This is a genomic window from Brevibacillus sp. SIMBA_040, assembly GCF_046535075.1.
Lineage (GTDB): Bacteria > Bacillota > Bacilli > Brevibacillales > Brevibacillaceae > Brevibacillus.
Genome location: NZ_JAWRXI010000011.1, coordinates 175834 through 199267 on the forward strand (window position 1 = coordinate 175834; position 23434 = coordinate 199267).

The 23434-nt window shown below is 46.2% G+C and carries 23 protein-coding genes; 5 read left to right on the plus strand and 18 right to left on the minus strand.

Features of this window, described 5'->3' with window-relative positions:
• Nucleotide 1: 1 nt before the first annotated feature.
• On the minus strand, nt 2-706 hold the full coding sequence (locus SB752_RS20055) for an ABC transporter ATP-binding protein (protein WP_410717332.1): 705 nt from the start codon (nt 704-706) through the stop codon (nt 2-4).
• A 328-nt stretch (nt 707-1034) separates the two neighbouring features.
• Between SB752_RS20055 and SB752_RS20060 the strand changes: the two genes are divergently transcribed.
• Complete coding sequence (locus SB752_RS20060) at nt 1035-1661, plus strand: spore coat protein (protein ID WP_410717333.1); 627 nt, start codon at nt 1035-1037, stop codon at nt 1659-1661.
• A gap of 99 nt (nt 1662-1760) precedes the next feature.
• Here the strand turns inward: SB752_RS20060 and SB752_RS20065 are convergent, their stop codons facing one another.
• From SB752_RS20065 to SB752_RS20110, 10 genes are all read right to left on the minus strand, one after another.
• Nucleotides 1761-2564 carry an alpha/beta hydrolase gene (locus tag SB752_RS20065; protein ID WP_410717334.1) on the minus strand — a complete coding sequence of 268 codons (804 nt, stop codon included), beginning with the start codon at nt 2562-2564 and terminating at the stop codon, nt 1761-1763.
• Complete coding sequence (locus tag SB752_RS20070; protein ID WP_410717335.1) at nt 2561-3580, minus strand: ABC transporter substrate-binding protein; 1020 nt, start codon at nt 3578-3580, stop codon at nt 2561-2563. The genes SB752_RS20065 and SB752_RS20070 overlap by 4 nt, the downstream gene beginning before the upstream one ends.
• Nucleotides 3581-3623: 43 nt before the next feature.
• Nucleotides 3624-4832 (minus strand): ABC transporter substrate-binding protein, encoded by a 1209-nt coding sequence (locus SB752_RS20075; protein WP_410717336.1) that lies wholly within the window; start codon nt 4830-4832, stop codon nt 3624-3626.
• Between the two features lie 230 nt (nt 4833-5062).
• Nucleotides 5063-5401: a hypothetical protein gene (locus SB752_RS20080; protein ID WP_410717337.1), complete on the minus strand. Its 339-nt coding sequence runs from the start codon at nt 5399-5401 to the stop codon at nt 5063-5065.
• 21 nt (nt 5402-5422) lie between these two features.
• Nucleotides 5423-6847, minus strand: coding sequence for an amidohydrolase family protein (locus SB752_RS20085; RefSeq protein ID WP_410717338.1), 1425 nt, complete (start codon nt 6845-6847; stop codon nt 5423-5425).
• A gap of 37 nt (nt 6848-6884) precedes the next feature.
• The gene (locus SB752_RS20090) at nt 6885-8435 is read right to left on the minus strand and encodes a Na+/H+ antiporter NhaC family protein (protein ID WP_410717339.1); all 1551 of its coding nucleotides are present in this window, start codon (nt 8433-8435) and stop codon (nt 6885-6887) included.
• A 351-nt stretch (nt 8436-8786) separates the two neighbouring features.
• Nucleotides 8787-9374, minus strand: a complete 588-nt coding sequence (locus tag SB752_RS20095) for a helix-turn-helix domain-containing protein (RefSeq protein WP_410717340.1) — start codon at nt 9372-9374, stop codon at nt 8787-8789.
• 389 nt (nt 9375-9763) lie between these two features.
• A complete protein-coding gene (locus tag SB752_RS20100; RefSeq protein ID WP_410717341.1) occupies nt 9764-10471 on the minus strand; it encodes a DNA alkylation repair protein in 708 nt (235 codons plus the stop codon).
• 148 nt (nt 10472-10619) lie between these two features.
• Nucleotides 10620-12575 (minus strand): GTP-binding protein, encoded by a 1956-nt coding sequence (locus SB752_RS20105; RefSeq protein ID WP_410717342.1) that lies wholly within the window; start codon nt 12573-12575, stop codon nt 10620-10622.
• A gap of 279 nt (nt 12576-12854) precedes the next feature.
• On the minus strand, nt 12855-13259 hold the full coding sequence (locus SB752_RS20110) for a VOC family protein (RefSeq protein WP_410717343.1): 405 nt from the start codon (nt 13257-13259) through the stop codon (nt 12855-12857).
• A 261-nt stretch (nt 13260-13520) separates the two neighbouring features.
• Between SB752_RS20110 and SB752_RS20115 the strand changes: the two genes are divergently transcribed.
• Entirely contained in the window at nt 13521-14117 is a 597-nt protein-coding gene (locus SB752_RS20115) for a TetR/AcrR family transcriptional regulator (RefSeq protein WP_410717344.1), read from the plus strand.
• Between the two features lie 301 nt (nt 14118-14418).
• Here the strand turns inward: SB752_RS20115 and SB752_RS20120 are convergent, their stop codons facing one another.
• The 5 genes from SB752_RS20120 to SB752_RS20140 all read right to left on the minus strand — a co-directional run bounded on the left by SB752_RS20120 (nt 14419) and on the right by SB752_RS20140 (nt 18336).
• Nucleotides 14419-15114: a ferric iron reductase gene (locus tag SB752_RS20120; protein ID WP_410717345.1), complete on the minus strand. Its 696-nt coding sequence runs from the start codon at nt 15112-15114 to the stop codon at nt 14419-14421.
• Nucleotides 15115-15171: 57 nt separating this feature from the next.
• Nucleotides 15172-16185: an ABC transporter substrate-binding protein gene (locus tag SB752_RS20125; protein WP_410717346.1), complete on the minus strand. Its 1014-nt coding sequence runs from the start codon at nt 16183-16185 to the stop codon at nt 15172-15174.
• Between the two features lie 201 nt (nt 16186-16386).
• Nucleotides 16387-16965, minus strand: coding sequence for a DUF4256 domain-containing protein (locus SB752_RS20130; RefSeq protein ID WP_410717347.1), 579 nt, complete (start codon nt 16963-16965; stop codon nt 16387-16389).
• 71 nt (nt 16966-17036) lie between these two features.
• A complete protein-coding gene (locus SB752_RS20135; RefSeq protein ID WP_410717348.1) occupies nt 17037-17957 on the minus strand; it encodes a hypothetical protein in 921 nt (306 codons plus the stop codon).
• A 19-nt stretch (nt 17958-17976) separates the two neighbouring features.
• Entirely contained in the window at nt 17977-18336 is a 360-nt protein-coding gene (locus tag SB752_RS20140) for a hypothetical protein (protein WP_410717349.1), read from the minus strand.
• A gap of 413 nt (nt 18337-18749) precedes the next feature.
• Here SB752_RS20140 and SB752_RS20145 point away from each other — a divergent pair, with 413 nt between their 5' ends.
• The 3 genes from SB752_RS20145 to SB752_RS20155 are packed head-to-tail and all read left to right on the plus strand — an operon-like array spanning nt 18750 to nt 21329.
• On the plus strand, nt 18750-19133 hold the full coding sequence (locus SB752_RS20145) for a BlaI/MecI/CopY family transcriptional regulator (RefSeq protein WP_410717350.1): 384 nt from the start codon (nt 18750-18752) through the stop codon (nt 19131-19133).
• Between the two features lie 46 nt (nt 19134-19179).
• Nucleotides 19180-19410, plus strand: coding sequence for a M56 family metallopeptidase (locus SB752_RS20150; RefSeq protein WP_410717351.1), 231 nt, complete (start codon nt 19180-19182; stop codon nt 19408-19410).
• Nucleotides 19407-21329: a M56 family metallopeptidase gene (locus SB752_RS20155; RefSeq protein ID WP_410717352.1), complete on the plus strand. Its 1923-nt coding sequence runs from the start codon at nt 19407-19409 to the stop codon at nt 21327-21329. Before SB752_RS20150 ends, SB752_RS20155 begins: the two co-directional genes overlap by 4 nt.
• Before the next feature lie 374 nt (nt 21330-21703).
• On the opposite strand, the gene SB752_RS20160 is transcribed toward SB752_RS20155, so the two are convergent.
• Nucleotides 21704-22903: a TerB N-terminal domain-containing protein gene (locus SB752_RS20160; protein ID WP_410717353.1), complete on the minus strand. Its 1200-nt coding sequence runs from the start codon at nt 22901-22903 to the stop codon at nt 21704-21706.
• Nucleotides 22904-23004: 101 nt separating this feature from the next.
• Nucleotides 23005-23292, minus strand: coding sequence for a hypothetical protein (locus tag SB752_RS20165; protein ID WP_410717354.1), 288 nt, complete (start codon nt 23290-23292; stop codon nt 23005-23007).
• Nucleotides 23293-23434: the final 142 nt, after the last annotated feature.

Consider the following 23434-nt stretch of genomic DNA (forward strand, 5'->3'; position numbering starts at 1 on the left):
CTCACCACTCGATCCCTTCGACACTTTGTTTTTCCGTATTTATCGTAATGCTATCGATCCTTCCACTTTTCACCTTAATTACTTTATCAGCCATAGGAGCAATCGCAGAATTATGTGTGACCAAAACGACGCATTTTTTTGTTTCCTGGTTCAAATCTTGCAGAAGCTGTAAGACGGACTTACCCGTCACATAATCCAAAGCTCCGGTTGGTTCATCGCAGAGTAAAAGCAAAGGATTTTTGGCTACAGCTCTGGCGATCGCAACTCTTTGCTGTTCTCCTCCTGAGAGCTGGGAAGGGAAGTTCTTGATACGATCCGAGAGTCCTACTTTATGTAAAATATCCTTCGCATCCAGATGGTTTTTGCATACTTCAGTGGCAAATTCCACATTTTCCAGAGCGTTTAAATTCGGAATTAAGTTATAGAATTGAAAGACAAAGCCAATCTTCTCACCGCGATATTGGGTTAATTTTTTTTCGCTCAATCTGGTTACTTCTTGATCACCCACAAAAACTTGACCTGTAGTAGCCGTATCCATCCCGCCAAGTATGTTCAAAATCGTACTTTTACCGGCACCACTTGCCCCCAAAATAACAACGAATTCTCCCTCCGAGATGGAAAAATCAACACCGTTCAGAGCTTTGATTGGCACTTCTCCTATTTTGTATTCCTTCGTTACATTTTTGAATTCGATTAACTTTTTCAATGATTACGTCTCCTCGAATCGTATTTTATGGTTCCGCTGGGCACCCGAGTCTGAAAAAATGCGAGTTATTGTCGCACTTGTCCTTAAATTCCATTATATGCCAAACGGGCACGGTTGAATCGTGCAGACGATGTATTTTGGCATCCTTCTCCAGACGGAGTCTGATCAACAACACCTAAAGGATCGGTGTCTGAAGAAATTGACGACCGATCCTTTTGGTCAGAAACTTACGGAGAGAATCGCGCAATAATTACTGTTACTGGATAAAAAGTAACGGTATTAAGCAAAATAGGGAGGTAAAATTTCCAAATTAAAGGAGAATGCCGAAATGCAACTAGCTGATCATGAACTGCATGACTTAAATGAATTGACTATGAGTTGTGTTAATTCAATAACAAACATGGCTTATATGATAGATCACATTCAAGATCCCGAATTGAAAAGTATAGTCGAAAGGCATTTTCCCTTGCATGTCCGTGATTACAATATGAAAGTTGAGTTTTTAAATCAAGTGGTGGGAGCTAGAAAGGAACTCCCTCTTCTAAAAGAGGATGGAAAACTAAGCGATTTCACAAGTTCAAATGTAAACCAGTATCCCCCCGTTCAACCAAGAATCTCTGTGCAGGATTTTAACGATCGGGAAATGGCAACCGCCTATTTATTAACCCTCAAACGTGCTGGTCGTGAATACGCTTGGTCGGCTATGGAAATGGCTAATCCGGAAATTCGTTCTTTTTGTCAGACAGCTTTTATGATGAGTTGCTCACATGCCTACGATGTATGGCAATACATGGTGCAAAAAGGATATTACCCGCTTGAATCAGCTAATCCAGCTATGGTACAAAAGGTTGGTGCGATGTATCAGGTAGTCCCTGAGGAGCAGGATAGAATTCAACAATTTTTAAGTCAATATCAGAATCCAGTTGCAGGAAAGAGCGACCAGTTGTATCAATAAAAAGCGATGAGAAAGGAGAGTACCAACTTGGTACTCTCCTTGGTTCATGTAAGAACTGCGTGCTTGAACATGAAGCAGAAGTAGATTGACAGTAGTGCCTTAATTTGACCTTAAAAATCGGGGTAGACGACTGAGCATAGCGGGAAGAACGCTCACATGATCTTCTCCCGTAAATTTTATCCACTCCAGATGCAGCCCTTTTTCTACGAGTGGGCTCAGACCCTGGGCGACCTCTTCCGCACCTTTCACCATATCCTCTAGCTCCTCTGCGCCAATGGTCAGCAAGAGATGGCGCTGATCCTCGCCTTGCCAGCACGCTTTAAACTGTTCCAGCTCCTTTAGCACCTCGTTATTGCCCCACCAGACGGAAGGACTGCCAGAAGCATAATGCGTGAACAGATGCGATCTTGTGAACAAGGCATGCAGCGAAAACAATCCTCCAAGAGAATGTCCAACTATCAATTGCCGGGCTGGATCAATCGACCATTCCTTGGCGATAGCGGGCATCAATTCAAACTCGAGAAAATCGAGAAACTGGTCTGCTTCCCCGTTTGGAGGCCACGACCTGCCATCCGGTCGCTCAGGAAGCGCTGCTCGGTCGATCTGCATCGTAAAGTCGCGGCAACGACGCTCCATATCGAATGGCTCCTCTGATGGATAACCAATCCCAACCACCAGAATGGGGTCATAGCCCTTCGGCTTGCGTGTCTGCAGCTTGACTGCCTCGGCAAGAGTCTGAAATAGTGCATCACCATCCAATGCATAGATGACCGCGTATCCTTTTGACGGCGGTTCTTCTGTTGGCGTGGCAATCAAAATCCGATAATCAAGATTCCTGCTCGAAGTCATCCGATATTCAAACCAATGCTGTGGGATATGAGGTCTTTCTGTCATTCTGCTCATGGCTGAAGGAATCCCACCACATCGTCAATCACTTTGCCGTGGGCAATAAACCCGCCGCTCAGCCAATAGTCCTTTGACGTTTCGAATACATGACCGTTTTTCACTGCGGGAACGTTCTTCCACACTTCACTTTTACGCAGCTCATTGAAATAACGATCTCCCTGATTGCCATCGTTGATGAGAAAAATATAATCAGCATCCAGCTCAGGCAAAATTTCCAGGGAAACTTCAAGAGCCCCGTCTTTCACCAGGTCGCTTTCCTCGAAGCCCAAATCAGCTTTCAGCACATAGCCACTGAAATAATTGCTATTCATGAAAAACATGCCTTTTGCATTAAAGCGAATGATCACTGCTTTTTTCCCTTTTATTTTCCCTTCCAGCATTGTCCTTGCACTTGCGGCCTTGTCGGCATAGCTTTTTATCGCCTGCTCTGCCTTGTCCGACTCATCCAGCAATTTTCCCAGAGTGCGAAGTGAGCTGTTCAAATCGGTTGTTGCGCTCTTGAACACATACGTGGGAGCGATCTTCGCATATTTTTCATACGCACCACTCTCGGATGCATACGAATTGTGCAAAATAATGAGCTCCGGCTGCGAATCCAGAACCGCCTCAAAGGAAGGCAGCCCGCCAGCAAAGCTGATCTGCGGTACACTGCCGAGCTGATCCTGTAAATACTCCTGCGGGCTAACGCCGTTGGACCATTGCATCGTCGGCTTGATCCCTAGGGTAACCAGGGAATCCTCCATGATCGGGGCAAAGATTTTAGTTGGCTTGGATGGAAGCGTCACCTCATGACCAAGCTCGTCCTTTATCGTCAGTGGGTAGACGCTCTCTTTTTCTTCCGTATTTTTGGCCGCTTCTGTTGAATTGCTCGTTGCTGCTGCCTCCTGTTTGGCCCCTTGGTTGGCTGTATTCGTGCCGCATGCGGCAAGCAGTCCTGATACCAGCACCAGGACCGAAGACATGACGAGCAACTTGCGAGCATGTCGACTCCGCTGGTTAACCATGTTGATCATAAAAAAGCTCCCTCCAAGTGATAATCATTCTCGCACAAAGGAATTATAAAGGCATCCCCCGCGTGACTCCATGGACAGGAACAGGGGAAGGGGCTGGATTTTTCCCTGTTAGCATCAGCGACGTCTCTTCCAGCATCCGATTGACCGCGATCGCGGAATATTCAAACCACGGATTAGAGGGGATGACATACATCTGCCCGTTCTTGACCGCATTCAGCCCTCTCCACTGTGTGTGATACTGCAAGGAAAGCCAGAACTTTCGTGTATCCGCATCCGGGCAAATCAACAGCAGCATCCGGTCAGGATTGATGCACAGCAACCGTTCGAGCGTGATTGGTTCATTGCATCGTTCCTTGAGCTCGGGAATCGTCTGCAGTGCCAGATCCCGATACAACACGTCGCGTATTCCTCTGTTGCTGTAGAGAAAGATTTGCTCGCCTAAGATACGCAGCGTGACAAATACATCATCTCCGGCAGCGTGGCTTATACTTTCCCTGGCTTGAACAGCTCTGGACCCATAGACGTCAATCCAATGCTCACAAAGCTCTTGCTTGTCCAATATCTCCGCTATTTGTCGCAATTGCTCTTGCCACTTCGTCGATTCCATAATGACGCATTCGATCCCCGAGGACATAAGCCGCTCGCGAACTTGGTCATCGTGATCATGCTGTACAATCAGGACGTCAGGTCTTGCCGCAAGCAGTTTCCTGAAGCTTTCTTCCTCCATGTCCATGTCAGGTCCGGAAGAGCCTATTCGCACCTCGATCATGTCCTCGTAGTAGTAGTGATAATAGGGGGTCCATTTGGGATCAAGTGGAGCTGCGACCGGGATAACGCCAAGTGTGAGCAGATTTCCGAAGGCGGCAGAGGATGTGACCGCTACCCGCTTGCGAGCTTCCCTGCTGTATGCAGAAGGAGAGGTGCCCACTACCTTCTTGAACTTTCTACTGAAATAGAACTCATCGGTGAAGCCGACCTTGCGCGCGACCTCGTGCATATACAAATCCGAATTGCGAAGCAGCTTTTTGGCTTTACCGATGCGTAGCTCCGTCAAATATTCCATGACACTGTGTCCATATGCTTTCTTGAACGCTTCTCCAAAATAGTTTGGACTGTGTCCGGTTAATTTCGCCAGATCATGGATTGACATGGCTTCAGCGAAATGGCCAACCATATACGCACGAACCTCATCCAGTGACATGCGAGTAGTGGTGCTGTGCGCTTCGTTTTGGCTCTGCTCTTTTTTGGTCATACATCCCCACCTCCTGTACGTTTGATCGTTGTTACCAAGCGACCTCACTATGATATTGATAATCATTATTATAAACACTACATTAGTCTATTGCTCTGATTATGACAACCTTGGACAGTAATGCGCGGCGGACAAGCAAAAAGGGCAGTCAGCTTAGTGACCGCCCCTCTCCTTACAGTTGATCCATATTTTTCTCGGCTAACTCCGCAAGCCGTGTGTCTCCTTCTTTTCTACATTTTCACCAGCGTCAGACCTACCACTACAAATCCTAATCCCAACAAAGCCTTCAGGGAAGGGACTTCTGCAAAAAACAAATAGGAAACGACGAGCAAGGTCGCAATTTCTATTCCTTTGCCGACTGCCAAAACAACAGTCATATTATTTAAATATTTGTATCCGATTTTAAATCCCACACCGAGTAAAAGGTTGACGATAAAAAAGACAGGCAATACATACAGTTGGTACTTTACAATATCCGAAAAGCCATCCCCCATGTACTTCACCTGAAAAGCAAATACAGAATTCGCCAGCAAAAAGGCTGCAATCAAAATTACACCGGATAGTAGCATGGCATCCTCTTTATCCGTTCCTTATAAATATCCGTTCTTCATCATGTTGGCGATCGGCGTGTCCATTTTATGAAACGAATCTTTCGCTCTTTCCGCCAGCTCTGCTGCCGCTTCATGCGCTTTTCTCACCGCTTGCTTTTCATTAACCGTTAAAACCACGCGATTCTCCATGACGAACTTTCCGTCAATAATCACTGTCTCTACTTCGCTTCCTTTTGCAGAATAGATAAGATTCGGAATGATATTGCGAATCGGTTCCTGGATGATCGGAACGAGGTTAGGGCTGTCGAAATCAACAATGATGATGTCCGCCTTTTTGCCTGTACGCAAAGAACCGATCTCATGCTCCAGACCGATCGCTTTTGCGGAATCAATCGTAGCCATGCGCAAGACCTTCCACGATGGGAAAACGCGCGGGTCCTTCGATTTGCATTTATTTAATATTGCTGTAAATTTCATTTCATTAAACATATTGTTGCAATTGTTGCCTGGCGCCTGATCTGATCCGAGTGCCAATCGATTGCTTACCTCCAAAAACTCGGCTGCAGGTGGAACGATCCCGTCGATAATCCCGATGCTGCCTGAACACAGGATCATTGCAGCACCGGAGCGCCCAAGTACATGAGTTTCCTCGCGTGTGGCCTCTGTGAGGTGCACAGCCATGAGACGCTCATCCAGATACTGAAGCTCTTCCAGGAAAGGAATGCTCCTCTTTCCATACCGTTTTACCATTTGATTGATTTCCCGATCTCCCTGAGCCACATGCATATGAATGCTTGTATCATATTTGTTAGCCAGCTCTTTTATTTCGAGCAGGAGCTCTTTTGACATCATATCTGGCCCCTGGGGACCCAATAAGCAAGTGATGCGCCCATTCTCCCTTCCGTGCCATTCCTCGATGAGTGCAATATTTTCCTTCAGCTTTCGTTGGCCGATCGCCGGGTCGAATGTGTACAGCTCGCCTACCTTCACATCGCTCAAGTCATCCGGAAGCTCGTTCACCATATCGCAGACTCTGGCTCTTGTTCCAATCATGGCATGATTTTTTACAATCTCGCGCATCGGTTCGTCATAGTCGCAAAAGGTGGTCGTTCCGGCTTTCAGCCCTTCGATGATGTTGACCAAGGAACCTGCTACCCGATCTTCTGGTGTCAGCACTTTGTGGAAGGGCCATAACCCTTTTTCCATCCAGTTGTCCGTATCTTGTGACAAACCTCTCAGTAAGGCGATTCCAGAATGGGTATGGGCATCGATGAGTCCCGGCATGACGACTTTGTGATACGCATCTACATAGCGGTGGGCTTTGTAGTTTTTTATTACCTCTGACGTTTCTCCCACGACTTCAATGAGGTTGCCTCTGATCCCGACAGCACCATTTTGAATGGCGCCTACGCCTTCCCCTTCCATCGTAATCACGGTACCGTTGTAAATGATAATATCCAGCATGTAAAAAAACCTCCTTTTAATTTCGTTCCATTCCGTCTTACACTATCGTTCCAACGCTTTGCTTTACTCTTGCCTTCTTTCTCACTTTTTTGTTCAAGATCCAGAATACAATGACGATCAAAACAGCCTGTCCGAACAGACTCGGAATGGCTTGGCCTGTCATTCCTCCGATCAAAAATCCGCAGACGGTTGTCGCTGCAATAATGAGCGCATAAGGCAATTGTGTACGGACGTGCTCGATGTTGTCGCATGCGGCTGCTGTTGCGGTCATGACGGTAGTATCCGCAATTGGCGAGCAGTGGTTTCCAAACAGGCCGCTGCTGATCACCGCGCCGATAACTAACGGAAGCGACAAATCAAGGCTGTGTGCCATAGGAATGGCAATCGGCATGAGAATGGCCCAAACTCCCCACGAGCTTCCGGTCGCAAACGAAATGAGAGCTCCAATCACAAAAATGCAGGCAGGAACAATACTGACAGGTAAAAATCCATCAATAAGCTGGGTAATGTATACACCCACACCCATTTTGCTAGTGACAGAGCCGATCGACCATACCATGACCAGGATCAGTGGGACATTCATCATCTGTTTGACCCCTTTTACCCAATCATCTACAGATTGCTGAAAGGTTCGCAAACGAGTCACTATCGCCATCGTGGACGCCCCAACAGCTCCTGCCAAAAAACCGACGGAAATAGCAGTAACAATGTCTCCATTCAAGAAAGCGCCTACAAAACCGTTCTTACCAACCTCGCCCGTCCAAAAAATAACAAAGAATATTCCGACAAAAAGAAGACACATAGGAACGAGGAAATTCCACAAGCTAGGACGATAGTCGGGAGGCAGCGGATTTTCCTCTTTTTCTGAGACCATCGGGATATCATTTTCCCCAATCAATTCCCCAGTCTCATCAGCCCTTTTTTGGGCTTTGTACATTCCGCCAATATCAAAACCGGTGAGCACAACAAAGGTAACCGTAAGCATCGCAAACAATCCGTACAAATTAAAGGCGAACATATCAAGGTAAACCGACCATGGATTGTCGCTTAACTGGAGAGCGACAAGCTGAGGAGCAATCAACCCTATGATAAAGGGTCCATAGCTACTGATGGGAGAAAAGGAAGCAAGCGGTCCGCCCATCGAATGGAGAATGTATGCCAGCTTTACCCGTGCGACTTTTACCTTGTCTGTGATGGGCCGCATCACCGTTCCTAAAATCAGAATGGGTTCTGTATAGGAAAACAAAAACGCGCATGCCCACGTCATCAGTTGAGCTTTTTTCTTGGTGTTAATTTTTTTGGTAATAATCCTGGCAAACGATTCGGCTGCTCCCGAAACTTTCAAGCTGTAGATAAATCCCCCGGCAAGGCAAACGAGAATGAGCAGCGATGCGTTTCCCTTATCACTGACAGATGGGACCACGAAGTCGGAAATAACTCGGATGAGCCCTTCAATCGGATTCCACGCATGGAGGATCGTAGCGCCCACCCAAACACCTGCAAATAAGGACAATAAGGTCTGCTTCGTTTTCAGAGCAAAGACAATGGCTACTAGCGGTGGTATGAGCGACAGAATACCGTACTCCATTTAGTTAACCTCCCTTATGATCGTTTGATCTTCCTACAAAAAGTTGTTCTCTCTTTCGGAGATGCGGCTCCTTTCATTGTCAAAAAATTAATTACATTTAATATAATAACAATTCCATTGTGTAAATCAAGATAAAAATTAATATGATTAATTTTTTATAACGTATATTTATATTCTCTTTATTCAGCTAATTATATCGTTACTTTTCCCAATTTGAGCGAGTCACTGTCTGCTTCACGGCAACAAAAAACCCTCGTGGCCGACAACGGTAAGCCTATCCTTTCAGACAGACTTCCTCATCACCACGAGGGGTACATACCCATTTTTGTTCATGCTCGGCCATATCACACATCAGCTTTCATCTACCGGTCCCCACGGCGTTCCCGTCCAGATGGCAACTGCGGGATCTTTTCCCGGATTCCGAAATGCATGGGGCTTGGTGCTATCGAAATAAATACTGTCGCCTTGCTTCAATACGTATTTTTCATCGCCGATTGTGACCTCTATTTCTCCTTGCAAAACGATACCGCCTTCCTCCCCTTGGTGGGGCAGCAGCGGGACTTCTTCCCCGCGATCAGGGCTGACGGTAATTTCAAAAAACTCAAGCTTTGTACCCGTTAATGGAGCCAGCACTCTATATTTAACATTCGGATGCCTCATTGTTAGAATCTCTTGCTCTTCCCGTCTGGAGAAGAAAACAGAGTTTTTCTTGATTCCCTCAAAAAAATAGGAAAGGGATACATCGAAAATGATGCTTAATTTCCACAACGTATCCAGGGAAGGCTTGGCTTTTCCTCTTTCCAGTTGGGAAACCATACTCTGGCTTAACCCAATTTTCTCTGCAACCTCGTCCACGGTCAAATTCGACTCTTTTCTTTTTGAGCGAATTCTCTCTCCGATGACACCGATCGGGAGTGCAAACTGATGTATGTCATTCATTACATTTATTTCCTCCTAATTAGGTTAGCAAATTTATGCCCATCCGCCTGTTCAGCAGCCTAATCCGTGTATAACCTCTTCGCATATGTATTTAGGTTTATATCTCAGTATACCATTTGTTAAGTGACGATAGCATTACGGTAAAAATAGTGCATAACCGCCTGATCTGCGAATGCTGTAATACCCCTTTCCCATTCGATGTTGTGGCTGTCCAGAAAAGCATCTTGATTATCCCTCCTGCCCCGCGACCGAATGCTGTTCGTATGGGTTTCATCCATGCAAATCCATCTGCTCCGTAAAAAAAGAGCGCTGACCCAGACGGGTTCGAGCACTCCATTTTCTTAGCAGCCTATGATGGCGCTTAGGTATTCATATCTATCAATCGTCGTTTAACACCTTACATATTTGCGTTTGAAGCCAAGCTGGTTTTTATCTACTGCCTTTTGAATATTTTCAGAAGCGAGCAGGAACTTGCTTTTTCCATTATTTTGCTTGACCTCTACCGGACCTACTTCCTTTGCGGTCTCGACCGCCTTATCATGGAGCGGCATATAGGATACAGCCACGGTGTAAATGAAATTATTCATCGCATATTTCGCTCGCTCAGGAGCTTCGTGAATCGTATTTTTTACCGTCTCAAGCATACCAGCAATTTTGCTTTCCGAAAATTCACTGTCCTTACGATTGCCCAAAAGCCAGCAGTAACAGCTCCAACCAGCTGACATTCTCAGCTCTTCGCCACTGGCGATCCATTTATCAGCAACCTCTTGAGCAATATCTGCTTCTGCCAAGGTTACGGCAACCACATAATCGGACAGCATGTAAAAATAAGCTGCATCTATCCAACGCTCAAAATCCGCCTCTGTCATCGCTTTTGGGTCTGCAATAATGCCGGCAAAGTACATGGCGTCGTAGTTCCCTGTAGCGTAAAGCTGCTCAGCCAACGGTTGATTGATTTTTATTTTCTTCGCGATCGGTTTCATCTGGCCAGTCGCCACCCCAAAAAGTGGTTCGTGCGCACCATTGGATACGTATATTTTCTTTGTTCGTTCCTTGCCCAGAGCTTCAAGCTCCTGCATAACCGTTTCTACATTCATGGTTTCATACTCCCCTCTTTTTTGGAGGTTTTACTCGAATCGGTAGGGAGATACTCTTGGACTATCGTATCATAGCTGGAGAAATCCACAAAGCGAGAGAGCAGCCTACACTACTAGGCTGCTCTAAAAAGCTTAACTCCAGTTCCGCTTATAACAGATGCATCTTGGCTTCCGCCTCGTCCCACGGCACCGAGTAGCCGGCCCCTTTGGCACAGAAGATCGAAGAGGAAGTATAGAGCGGATCTGCATCCTTGTTGTAGCCTTTCCTCTCCATCACTTCCTCCGCATTATGGCAAAGATCGTAGCCGCCAAACACGCAGCGGATGCTGCCTCGTCCATGCGTGAAGGAAGCGAACTCGGTGCTGTAGTTCATGAATGTGGACACAGGCACCCTTCCCGTAATGACCGCATGGGTATCCGATGTCTGCGGTGGCTCAAACGTGCCTGCGAAGCGCTGAATATCAGACAGCACCCTTCCGATCTGCTCGATCCCCACCTTGATTTTGAAGTCATAGTACGGTTCCAACAGCATGTTATCCGCTTTTTCCAGCCCCTGTCGTAGCGCGCGGAAGGCGGCCTCACGGAAGTCGCCCCCATGAGTATGTTCTTTATGCGCAGCACCTTTTAGCAGCGTGATCTTCATATCGGTGACCGGCATGCCTGTTAGCAGCCCGTGATGCTCGCGCTCATAGAGATGAGAGCCGACCAGATTTTGATAGTTATAGCTTAGGTCATCCGGATGACATACGCTAGCGAAGTGAATCCCGCTACCTCGATCCCCCGGTTCAAGCAAAAGGTGCACCTCCGCATAATGCCTGAGCGGTTCGAAGTGTCCATATCCCGTCACAGCAGATCGTATCGTCTCTTTATACAAGATTTCCGGTTGGCCGAAAGAAACAGCGAAACCAAAGCGCTCCTGCACGATCTGCTCCAGCACTTCTAACTGGATCAGACCCATGACGCGAATGTGAATTTCCTGCAGATTCTCATCCCACACCAGATTCAGAGACGGATCCTCCGCATTCAGAATGCGAAATGCACCGAGCACCTGCTGTACATGAAGGGAGCTATCGAATTGAACCCTCGACTGTAGCGTTGGCTCAGTCTCGTAAGCAAACTTGTCTGCGTAATGCCCCACGCCTTGTCCAGCCTCGGCCTCAGACAAACCGACGACTGCAAACAGATCGCCAGCTGCCACTTGTTCAACCGACTGCGTTTTGCTGCCGTTAATCGATAAGATTTGTGTAATTTTCTCTTCGTATTGATTTCCTCCACTTTCATAGCTGAGCTGATCTCGGACCTTTAGCATGCCGCTCAACGCTTTGATGAACGTTTGCCTCAAACCGTTTGCGGCATACCGAATTTTATAAATGCGTCCACCAAACGGAGCCTTCTCATCATAAGACACCATCGTCAACAAGTGCAGCTGATCCAGGAATTCAGCAACGCCCTCATCCTGCAGTGCCGAGCCAGAGGCGCAAGGGAAGAGACGACCCTCTCGTATATTTTCCTGCAAGGCACCCAGCCAAAAAGTGGGGTCATCCATCCCCTCCAGAAAGGCTTCCAGCAAAGACTCGTCTCGCTCCGCCAGCATCTCCCGTAGCCCCTCACCGACGATACCGCCCGCAAAGCCTTCCGTGATGGAACAGACATCCCCGGTCAACTGACGACGAATCTCCTCCTCTGTCCTGTTTGCATCCGCGCCTGTTCGATCCGTTTTGTTGATGAAAAAGAACGTCGGAATCCGATGCTTGCGCAGCAGCTGCCAGACGGTTTCGGTATGACCTTGGACACCTTCTACTGCACTGACAATCACGATCGCGTAGTCCATTACCCCCATCGCCCGCTCCATCTCGGAGGAAAAATCGACGTGACCTGGGGTGTCGATTAAATAATAAACGTCGCCCTTATAGTGCATAACCGCCTGATCGGCGAATACGGTAATACCCCTTGCCCGTTCGATGTCGTGGCTGTCCAGAAATGCATCCTGATGATCCACCCTGCCCCGCGACCGGATGCTGTTCGTATGGTATAAGAGCTGTTCTGCGAAAGTCGTCTTGCCCGCATCCACATGAGCAAACAAGCCAATCGTTAGACGCTTCATGTTATCCCTCTTCCGTCATGCTCGAACTAAAATTTCTTCTTTTATTAAAACATAAGAGGTGGGAATGGGAATAGGGCGGGCAAGCGCGTAAAGACCCGAATGATTGAACTGGCAATCACTCGGGTCCTTGTTTTAGGAATAAAGCAAATAGTGAGCTACCTCGTCTAAAATACGATTAATGCCTGTAGGACCATAAGAACCAATCCAAACGGACGAATCCGCGGCGGACCAAGACTAGAAAACTCCCCTCCATTACTCTAAGCGCAGGAACGCTGTCCGTTAAGACCTGCCGCTGAACCGCTCGATCGCTTCCTCGGTAACCGGAGCGAAGAGGTTGACGAGGTTGCCGTCGGGGTCGCGAAACAGTACAGAGCGGTTCCCCCATGGCATCGTGGTCGGTTCCTGTACCCACTCGTCGACAAGCGGCTTCAAGCGCGTATACTCGGCATCGACGTCGTGGACGCGAAACTCGATGATGACGGTGTGGTTGTCGGCCGCGCGCGCGGAACCGGCGCCGAACAGTTGCACCGTCTGGGAGTGGCCGATCGCCAGGGTACACGATGGCAGAACGAACTCAGCGAAGACAGGCACGGGGCGCTTCGCCAAAACACCCGTGACTTTCTCATAGAACACGACGAGTCGATCCAAGTCGTCAGTAATTATGCGTACAGAAGCGAAATTCATGAGACATCATCCTTTCAATAATAAAACGATACGATACCGTATCGTATCGTATCATATTGACTTGGAGAATACAAGTGACCGTACGACTAACAAAAATGGTGCTCGAAAATGCTTCGTTGCCTCACTGAAGCACAAACAAGGAGTGCTGTAAATGGCAAACCGAAATCCCCGGCGCCAAGGATGCTCTCATGGTATAATGTGAAGGACTTTTTATTTTAAGGCAACGAATCCAAGTCTAAGTACCTTTATATTGGAGGGAAGATGGTGACTTCGTCTAAGAAATCTGAACGTGTGCCGTCGGCCAATTTGAATAGACGCGTCGAGCGTTCACGACATGCCATCCTGACCACTGCGTTTGAACTGCTTAGCGAAGGGGGTGTGGCTAGCTTCTCCGTCGACGAGGTGGCGCGTCGTTCCGGGGTCGCGAAGACGACCATCTACCGCCACTGGCCGACGCGTGAAGCACTGGTGATCGACGCCTGTTCACAGATGATCGCCGAGCAGGAAACGCCCGACACCGGCTCACTCGAAGGTGACATCACGGCTATCCTGGTGGAAATCGCGCACCTGCTACCGACGGCGAATTGGTCCTTCGTCCTGCCGTCAATCGTCGACACAGCCGAGCGCAATCCGGAGTTCGCGGAAATCCACAGTCGGATTCAGCGCGGACATGCCGCCCCCTTGCGAGAGGTCCTACAGCGCGCGGTAGGCAGAGGCGAGCTGTCGGCACACGCCGACGTGTCAACTATCGTCGCAGCCCTGCTGGGGCCACTCTTCTACCGCCGCTGGTTCTCACGCGAACCGATCGACGACCAGTTCGTAAAGGCGATCATCAAACGCGTACTCGCTTCACTTTAGTACGAGACGCCTACCACTGCTTGGCCGAACATCGATGGCGGACCAGCAAATATCTGTTTTGCGCGCCCAAAGGCTTCGGCATCCTGACGCAACGCGATCGAACCCTCGATCTGGAGAGCGGGGGTTCGAAAACAGATTAGATACATGAACGGTGTTTCTTCGTATTTCAAGGCGTTCTTAGAGTCCAAATTCCTGCGCTAATTAACGTATGTTTCGATGTTGGCAGTCCCTTACCCGATCTAGTTGTAGTGTCGCTATTGCAACCTGGATTGTCATGACCTTTTATCTGTGAAATCAGCATTTACTGCTTTGGACATTTCAAACAATATTCTGGTGCCATTTGATAGTAGAGGCAGCAAGTCAGACGCCTGCTACGTCCGGTGAAACAGCCGTCTTGTCCTTTCTCTGCAAACGAGGCAAGCGGATTTTTGCTCATGCCAAACAGCTCTCCCGGAGCGTTCATTGCAAGAAAAGAGAAATCGTCCCGCATCCGCTGGCATGTTGCTTCATCCTGCTCTTCGTCGTAGCTATATACAGGCGCGATGCGCACCATAACATTCTCCCACAGTGTCTCCTTTGATACCGAGCCCACTGCAGCTACGGTTTTTAGGAATGGCGTCAGGCAATCTGCGAACAATTCTTTTACGATTCCTGCTCGCCACGATTCTCTACTACTCTCTTCAGGCACTGTAACCCGCGCATCAGACAATACCATATACGGAAAAGCGGAATCAGCAGACGGAGCAGCCAAATGAAATAGATGACAATGCTCAGGACGAATCCCGATTCCGTTATTGTAATAGGTCGCGGCGCTGAGCACTGGAGCGACTAGCAGATTGGCTACCCTTTTTACTAGCATGGAGGATGCTACCCTAACGCTTCCAGACCCGATATGCTCCATTAGCCATTCTACATACGCCCTGCATTTCTCCTCATTCATTAGCTCGCTTAAGGTCTGCACCTCTATGCTTTGCTGCGAAACCTCTCCCATAGTCAAATGGTAATCCTCCATAAGCTTTTTCCAGTCATCTGACAATAGAAATGAATGCATACCCTATCGCTGTCCCAACAAGGCTTCTGCAACTTGGCTGGCAATCATGTCGATGGCAATTGGTCCATAATAGGCAATCCATAACGTCGAGTCCACCTTGTAAACCCGATTGTTCTTTACCGCCTCTAGGGATTTCCACGTTTTCGTACTTTCCAGATTTTCTACATCCGCTGCAAACATATCATCTGATAACAAGAAATAATGATCGGCACCAACCTCTCCAATGGCTTCCAGCGAGATTTCGTACGCTGTGTCATCAACCTTTGCAACAGATGGAGGAGTATTCAAGCCCAAGTCGTTATAAAGAATGGCCCCCGTACGATGCTTGGGGGTATGTATACGTATCCCTTCTTTTCTAGGGCGAATTAGAGCTACTGTATCACTACCCAGCTTGGCAGCAATTTGCTCCTTGAGCTTGGAAACTTTATTTTCATAGGCTTGCTGGACATCCTGTGCCTCTTTTTGCTTGCCCATGATTTTGCCCATGGTGTTCAACGTCACACGCCAATCTTCATTAAAATCAAGCACAAGCGTCGGTGCGATTTTGCTTACATTGTCATAAACCTTTTCTTGAAAGTCCGTCATGAGTATCAAATCCGGATTCAATTGCACCAGCGCTTCCAGGTTCGGTTCATCTCTCGTTCCCAGTACCTTCACGTCGCCTAGCCGATCACTCAAATACGCTGGAAAATCCTTATCTGAGCCAGCGGCAGTCACACTTCCAGCCGGCTGCTCCTTTAGCGCAACCAATTGATCGACGAATTTGGTATCTAGCACTGCAATGACCTCAGGCTTTTTCTCTAGTGTATATTCACCCTTCTTATGCGCAATGGTCACTGGAAAAGCACTATCTCCTTCAAGATTTGGAGTGGCCTGGACCTCAGTCGTCGGAGGAGGTGGCGGAGCAGTGCTGCTTGACGTATTGACGCTATTTCCTCCCGAGCTGCATGCCGCCAGCAGGAGCATGAAACAAATGAGTCCTGTTGTTAATTGAGCTGTTATGTAGTTTCTCTTCACTTACATATCCCCCTCTTATTTGTTTGATGATAATGACTTTCATTCTCTATTTTATATAGATTCGTCTTCTTTTCAATGAAAGTTTGCGACATATAGCTTATCATTTTGCGACGAGTCCAAACAAAAAAGCCTCTCTTGTATAAAGAGAGGACTGTGAGCATCTGTTCACATATGTGGGTTACGAAAAATAGACGACTTCATTTAGACCCTTAGCGAGCCGCGGAACCCTCTTGCGGCATAGTAGGATTCAGCTCCATTGTGGTACATGAAGACAGTGTCATAGCGACGATCGCAAAAGATGGCTCCGCCAAGTTTTCGAATACTAGCGGGCGTTTTCACCCAGCTCGACGTTTTCAAATCGAAATTGCCAAGTTTCTGTAGTTCACGGTATTGTTCTTCTGTTAAAAGCTCAATGCCCATGGCCGCTGCCATTTCAATCGCATTATTTTGTGGCTTATGCTCTTTCCTTGACTCCAGCGCTTCACGGTCGTAACAAACACTTCTGCGCCCTTTCGGACTTTCCGCTGAACAATCGTAAAAAATGTATTCATCCGTCTTATTGTCATGATCAACAACATCCGGCTCACCGCCAGTTTTCTCCATTTCATGGAGCGACCACAGCTTTTCGGTATGAGCTTCGAGTTTTGCTTGTATGCTTGCCCATTCAAGTTCTTGATGGCGATTCATGTTTTTCTCGAAACGGGCCTTCAATGTCTTGAGTAGTCCTTCACGTTGTTCCTGCAATAATTCCTTTACATGGTTGCTATCACTATGTGTCATGTTATTTTCTCCCTTCGAGCATGTTATTTCCTAGTGAGTAAGACATGGTACTCCGCATGCCCCGTCCCCTATCACCACCAGGATGGAACTTGAGACACATCCCGCCGTTCCTCTGTTCTCAACTCCACCGGTATATGGACGCGTTTCGCTATCGCAAACAAATGCTGCAGAAACGAGTCCCATTGGTCTGCAACGACGCGACAGGGCAAGGATGCGATTGCCTTTTCTTTATCGTTCGACTGCATAAATGAAATATACATATTGGAAGACCCTTGCCCGCTAACTGTTGGATCAACAACAATACGGCTGACTGCCGATAAATCGAGCTGCCTTTTTCCCAGCGTGATCGCGGGCGGCTGCTGCTCAAAAACAATACGCTCCAGCTTCGTACCGAAAGCCACCCGATCCGAGGCAAGAAACGCTTGCTTCGCTGCCTCCCACTCGCGAACCTTTTCCGCATTGCGCATCCCATTACAGTGCACCAGCCAATTTCCTGCCCCGTTGTCTCTCTCATAGCATGTCAAATCAATTCGGTAGACTCCCTCAGAAGTTCGAACATCGTATACTGCTAACCACCTAAGGATATTCCCGTGGCGGTTTCGAAAATAGTGCTGGTTCACTCCCAAAATACTGCTTTTCGTCAGCTCTACGTCTTTTCCCCCGAGACGAAATCTCAGTAACCCACCCTCAAAACGCATTTGTTCTGGTTCAAGGGCACCCTTTTTACAACGCCGAAAACCGAGAATAACACTCAAACTAAAAACACCAAAGCAAATCAATAATGTAGCAAACTGAATCTCCAAAAAAGCGTTGAAATTCCACGACCCTATAAAACCCAGCAGTTCAATCACCAGCAACACAACATAAAGGAAAATCGCAAACACCATGCTTGCTTTGCTGGCCTCTAGCAAGCGTTTAGAGAACGGATCACGCTGAAATACTTGATCCACCATCCATGCCTCCGGCTGCCCGTTTCTCCTTTTCTTCTTCATCCGGCTCCTCCTGCCCCAGTCAATCCTTCTTCAGAATCCACCGCTGCAGCTGCTGCTCGATGCGATCCAGCGCTTGCTCTTCTTCTGATGATAGACTGTCGCATAATATACGACGGTAAGCTAATCGTCCCTGAGCATACCTCTTCTCCACATACTGGATTACGTCATCGGATGCCTCCTCAAGTGAGAGCATTGTTGTTCCGTCAATAAACCTGGCAAAGACAAGTACATCTTCTCCATCAAGCGTAATCGTAAGAAAAGGAACATAAACCTCTTCGAAGCCTGGCGATAAGTCCTCTTCAGATACGGTATAGATGTTCGACGAGAGATCGGGTACAGGCTCAACTTCCTGTTCCTTTTTGTTTCGTTTCCAAAACATACACTTCACTCCTCGCTTCAGTGTACAAAATATACCCTGTTCTATTTCGGTGCTTTTTCACCCTTTTGTGTTACTACGATACGATAGTACCTGCCGTTTCGTCTCTAAATGGGACGGCAAAGTTATTCTTTGTTCGTTTTGCCCTCTCGTATTTCGGAAGAAGGTCCCGAAACTTCCAGAGCTTTCGGCTGATCGGGGCGATCATTCTTGGCATCGCCGTTATTCAGGCCGAAGATTCCCGTCCTTTGTCGGTATCCTGCTCATTCTGTTTGGAGTGTTCCATTTCAGTATGATCTGCGAAAATAACGGACGCTGAACTCCTTGACAAATTAATATTACACTTGTAAAATCCAACTTGCATATTTAATTTACATTTGTAAATTCAAATTTTATAGCAACAGGAGGTGAAGAATATGTCCACTATTCCGAGAATATCCGAATCCGAGTGGGAAATAATGAAGGTCATTTGGAAGCAATATCCGAAAACCGCTGAGGAAATCGCAGCTCAGCTACCGGCTGAAATCGAGTGGAGCGATCAGACAGTGCGCACCTTTCTGAACAGGCTTGTGAAAAAGAAGGCAATCAGATTCGAGAGGGCGGGGAGAAGCTATCTGTACTTCCCGGCCGTTTCCGAAGAAGATTGCGTCAAAGCGGAAAGCAAATCCTTTGTAAACAGAGTATTTGGCGGCGCGGCAAAGCTAATGGTAACCAACTTCTTGGAAGATGGAGATTGGTCCGAAAAGGAGATTGAGCAGCTACAGAAGGTACTGGAAGAAAAAAAGGGAGAAAAACGATAACGACAGAGGCTGCAAATTGCCAGAGTCATCGGTGAGGGAAAAAAACATGGAGATCCTGTGCAACGTTTTTTTATGGTTTTTCTATTCCACGCTAGCGGCGAGCGCAGTTGCCCTACTTGTGATGGTTATTCAAAGATTGTTTCACCGTCATCTGAGTGCCCGCCTTCAGCATGCGCTGTGGCTGATTGTGTTAGTCAGGCTGCTTTTGCCTGATTTCCCAAGCAGCCCCGCAAGCATATTTAATGTTGCCACACATATAAAAATGCTGTTTCGATGATTCATGTTGAAGGATACAGCCCCTCACATGATATCTCTCGAAACAGCGAAGAGAATAAAATACCACAAAATGATCATAGCATGACGCCCGAAAAAAATCATGCGCAACCTGAAATAACCGCGCTGCGGGACGAAAAACAAACACTCCATTCCTCGCAAGTTCGATATGCGTTCGGTGTACAAATCGTATCGGCGATCTGGTTGGCCGGAGTGGTAGCGTTCATTACCTACTTGTTTTCCTACCTATTTAGGCTGAGAAAGCGACGCAGAACGCTCACTCCGGTAACAGACCCTCGGATTTTGTCTGTCATGGATGAGTGTCAAAGGAAATTCGGTATAAAAAAACCAATCTCGCTTTACACAGGCGACTATGCAAAGAGCCCGTTTATTTCTGGATTGATTCATCCGTGGATCTTTATACCCGAAGCGGTCGCGAAAGAATTGCCCGCTTCTCAACTGCTGCATATTTTGTCACATGAACTGGCCCATTATAAAAGAAAAGATATGTGGTGGAATACGCTCAGCAGTTTTGTCTTGATGATACACTGGATGAACCCGATCGTGTGGATATGTATGAAAAGAATGAAAGCGTCCAGGGAGATCGCATGTGATGCCTACGTCCTGGAGACTCTCGGAGAGCATGAAGCGACGCCTTATGGCTTGACCATGATTGATTTCCTGAAGCGGTTTGCGACCAAATCGGATCAGCCCCAGCTGCTGTATTTTTGGGGAACGACGAACAAAAATGAAATGACGAGGAGAATTACTATGATTAAAGCATTTAGAAAGGGATCATACAAATTTTCGGTACTAGCGGTTGTCTGTGTGGCCAGTCTAGGGGTCGCGACGTTAACCAATGCTGCCACACCGGTTCCGACAAGCAGCTCCGCAAACGTTGTCCAGGCAGGAGACGAACACATTCTCTTCGATTCCTCCTATCGTACCTATGGAGACTTGGAAAAAGCGGTAAAGGTATCGCCTATTCCGTTTAAAGTACCTAACTTTTCAGAGTTACGTTTTGATTCTGTTACTCTATATCTAGAAGATAAAAAGTTATCCAAGGTGGATATCAAATTCAATAGATATATAGGAAATAGCCACAGCTTGTATAATCTACTGATTACTCCTGTTGAAGCTGATTTTGGCGACGCATTGTGGGATAATCAACAGTCTTCAGGAATCCAGAAAGAAACCCTGAATCTAATGGGAAGGAACATCTTAAAGCTAACCCGGGTATCAGACTCGCTGACTAACTATTACTGGGAGGAACAAGGTCTTCGTTATAAGCTCGGGGATTGGGATAATTCTCAAGAAGCGATAGACGTGATTTCCACTATGAAATTCCCCGACAAGGACATGTTGAAACGATACAAAAACGATGTTGCCAAAGCACATGGCAAATCATCCGTCTATGACACAGAAGACTTGCGCGCCGTTCAAGATAAGCTCGGATTTGCTCCAAAGCTTCCCATGGAACTGCTTGGGACATTTAAATCGGCAAAAGCCGAGTTTTACTACAGGGATACGGAACGTATATCTAAATCGTTCTTACTAACATATGAAAGAACCAATAAGCCAGGAAAATGGAAAGAAAGCTTCTATTTTGATCAAATGAAAGACACCAGCATCTATCAAGAGCTCAAAAAGACGGGTACATATAGTTACGAGGTCCTCAAACCCGAATATAACAACGTGAAAACGACTCCTTTGCAAATAGCGGGGAAAGAAGTATTCAAAACAGAAAAATATAAACAAGATGGACGATACAGCTCGGCAGATGAGGCTGACCAGATCAGTTATTTTTGGGTAGAGAACGATATGTGCTATGAGGTAACGTTTTTAGAAGAGATTCCGCAGCAACAAGAGATTGTCGCTGAATTGATGAAAGCAAAGCAGGTAGATATCAACCAATTGAAATAAGGCAAAAGGGAATTGTATGGATCTTCTGTACAATTCCCTTTTGTTCTAGTGTAATGAATGGGGCCAGCAAAAAATCGCAAAGAAGCTTAAAAACCCGAGTTATTGATATGACAATTACTCGGGTTCTTTGCATAAATCCTTATTTATAAAGCGCTTAGATACCTGTCTCACATCTCATCAGCAACGCCACACTCTCCACATGCCCCGTATGCGGGTCAATGTAGCCTTACGATTCAATCTGTTATAATCCGCTGAAACCTTGATATAAATAGGTTTCCCTCGTCCGCACGTCATTGTAATAAGGTGATTTCGGTTGATTGGTGCTATACTTTATCACCAGTTTAACACCAACTCATCACCATGCTGTCCTTATTTTAATGAAGAATTTTTTCACTATTAAATTGCCTCTCAACTGTTTCAATCTTTTTTTCTCTTCCTTCAATATTTCTTCCTATAACCGCACTTCTATAGAGATAAAGTCTCTGTGTTCCTTTTATTTGCTCAAACCATTTGTTACTTACAGATACCCCATCATTTTGTAGTAGCCTCTGAAGTAATGGAACACTCTCCTTAAAGACCTTATAAATTTTGTTTTTGTTTGGTCTAAAGAATTCTGTTTCTCGATAGCCCGTAATAAAAGGTTTCCATAGAGTAATGGAGATTGACTCAAGGTTATCTTCTTTTTCCTTAATCTTATCGAATAAGGTGTGGCTTCTCATAGTTGATTGAAAGCCCCATTCACTTGCTAGCCCTACTTCGTCCAATTCGAGTAGAAAATCATGAATCCAATCGCTCAGATAGGTTTTGCAACCAGGCATTCTGTCTTTGTACTCTTCGTATAGGCGTACCATCATGGAAACGTTAAATGCTGCATTTTGATTGAAGGAGTAATTGATAAGTTCATAAGTAAATAGGATTAAATAGCTTAAATCTGTTTCTAAATAATTCCCGTTTAGAGCTTGACTTCTCCAATAAAAGTACCAACCTTTCTGCTTAGCATCTAATTTATCAAATGTAGTCCAATACATTTGCAAAGGCTGAAACGGGGACTGCTTACCACCTTCTTGGGCAAAGCGAATGGAATCCTTTAGAAAATCGTCTGAATCCCTTGAATATGAAACAGTAATTGTAATCCCATAATCAGATTCATATTGCTTTTTGTTAGGATGTAAGACACTTTCGATTCCGGCTAAAACATGCCCAGGGGTCTTCAGGTGAGCATACTTTTCTAATATGACTGAGGTTTCTTTATAATAAAGTGCTGTTTTTTTCTCTGGCGTTATTTGAGGAGATTCATATCTTCGCGATTGTTCGCCCTGACTTACTACAAGCTTCTTTGTTTCCCGTTTTGTAAAAGCCTGATAAGGTGTTGGCTGTTTTACTTCCCATTGACGCATCCATTTGGGAATAAAGAACAGATCTATCCATCCAAGAAAAACAGGGATATAAGTCCAGAAAAAAACCAGATAAAGAACAGCTCTTTTGTATTTTCCAACATAAAATAAATGGGCTCCAAATCCCCCAAGAAAAATGGCAAGTAAACAAGCAACTGTTGTTGATTTTTGTCCGTTCATTGGTTCACCTCAGAAATGTAGTGATTTGCATATATAGGTCTAATTATCCATCTATTCCCTAAATACTATAACTATGTTTAGAATAAAGAAAAAACTTGGCTCTAGGGAGTCCAAGTCAATTGAGATGAAAAGAGTGCTAAGAAATTTGGAGTAGAAAGGGTAACATTTTCAAAAAAGACATCTGCAAAATTGAACCTCGACACCTCATTTTTCCTTGCAACATAGTTGAAAAAATGGCTAATATCAATATTTACAACTTCTGAAACCTCTCTCAGAATGCCCATGTTCGATGTAAAATACCTTCTGATATCAACTGCAGGGAAATCAAGAATTTCTGCTAACGAAAAAAGAAGATTGGCATCATCTGTCGGATCTAAAAGTCTTGTCATATAAAAACCACATTAAATCTAAAGTTCATTTGACGTCACATCGTTAGTCTTAATTAGAACTTGTGTGTGTTTGGCAAAATAAAAGTACACTCTTTGGCAACCGAAAAGTGCAGACCATTTCCGAAAATGAAAAAAGCCTTGC

Bases quoted from the DNA above. Each gene is read 5' to 3' on its own strand.
- SB752_RS20150 (WP_410717351.1), top strand. From the start codon at position 19,180: ATGGAGATCCTGTGCAACGTTTTTTTATGGTTTTTCTATTCCACGCTA.
- SB752_RS20065 (WP_410717334.1), bottom strand. From the start codon at position 2,564: ATGAGCAGAATGACAGAAAGACCTCATATCCCACAGCATTGGTTTGAA.
- SB752_RS20075 (WP_410717336.1), bottom strand. From the start codon at position 4,832: ATGACCAAAAAAGAGCAGAGCCAAAACGAAGCGCACAGCACCACTACT.
- SB752_RS20165 (WP_410717354.1), bottom strand. From the start codon at position 23,292: ATGACAAGACTTTTAGATCCGACAGATGATGCCAATCTTCTTTTTTCG.
- SB752_RS20145 (WP_410717350.1), top strand. From the start codon at position 18,750: ATGTCCACTATTCCGAGAATATCCGAATCCGAGTGGGAAATAATGAAG.
- SB752_RS20060 (WP_410717333.1), top strand. From the start codon at position 1,035: ATGCAACTAGCTGATCATGAACTGCATGACTTAAATGAATTGACTATG.
- SB752_RS20095 (WP_410717340.1), bottom strand. From the start codon at position 9,374: ATGAATGACATACATCAGTTTGCACTCCCGATCGGTGTCATCGGAGAG.
- SB752_RS20130 (WP_410717347.1), bottom strand. From the start codon at position 16,965: ATGACACATAGTGATAGCAACCATGTAAAGGAATTATTGCAGGAACAA.
- SB752_RS20085 (WP_410717338.1), bottom strand. From the start codon at position 6,847: ATGCTGGATATTATCATTTACAACGGTACCGTGATTACGATGGAAGGG.
- SB752_RS20140 (WP_410717349.1), bottom strand. From the start codon at position 18,336: ATGTTTTGGAAACGAAACAAAAAGGAACAGGAAGTTGAGCCTGTACCC.
- SB752_RS20090 (WP_410717339.1), bottom strand. From the start codon at position 8,435: ATGGAGTACGGTATTCTGTCGCTCATACCACCGCTAGTAGCCATTGTC.
- SB752_RS20100 (WP_410717341.1), bottom strand. From the start codon at position 10,471: ATGAATGTAGAAACGGTTATGCAGGAGCTTGAAGCTCTGGGCAAGGAA.
- SB752_RS20160 (WP_410717353.1), bottom strand. From the start codon at position 22,903: ATGAACGGACAAAAATCAACAACAGTTGCTTGTTTACTTGCCATTTTT.
- SB752_RS20135 (WP_410717348.1), bottom strand. From the start codon at position 17,957: ATGAAGAAGAAAAGGAGAAACGGGCAGCCGGAGGCATGGATGGTGGAT.
- SB752_RS20115 (WP_410717344.1), top strand. From the start codon at position 13,521: ATGGTGACTTCGTCTAAGAAATCTGAACGTGTGCCGTCGGCCAATTTG.
- SB752_RS20155 (WP_410717352.1), top strand. From the start codon at position 19,407: ATGATTCATGTTGAAGGATACAGCCCCTCACATGATATCTCTCGAAAC.
- SB752_RS20110 (WP_410717343.1), bottom strand. From the start codon at position 13,259: ATGAATTTCGCTTCTGTACGCATAATTACTGACGACTTGGATCGACTC.
- SB752_RS20105 (WP_410717342.1), bottom strand. From the start codon at position 12,575: ATGAAGCGTCTAACGATTGGCTTGTTTGCTCATGTGGATGCGGGCAAG.
- SB752_RS20070 (WP_410717335.1), bottom strand. From the start codon at position 3,580: ATGATCAACATGGTTAACCAGCGGAGTCGACATGCTCGCAAGTTGCTC.
- SB752_RS20080 (WP_410717337.1), bottom strand. From the start codon at position 5,401: ATGCTACTATCCGGTGTAATTTTGATTGCAGCCTTTTTGCTGGCGAAT.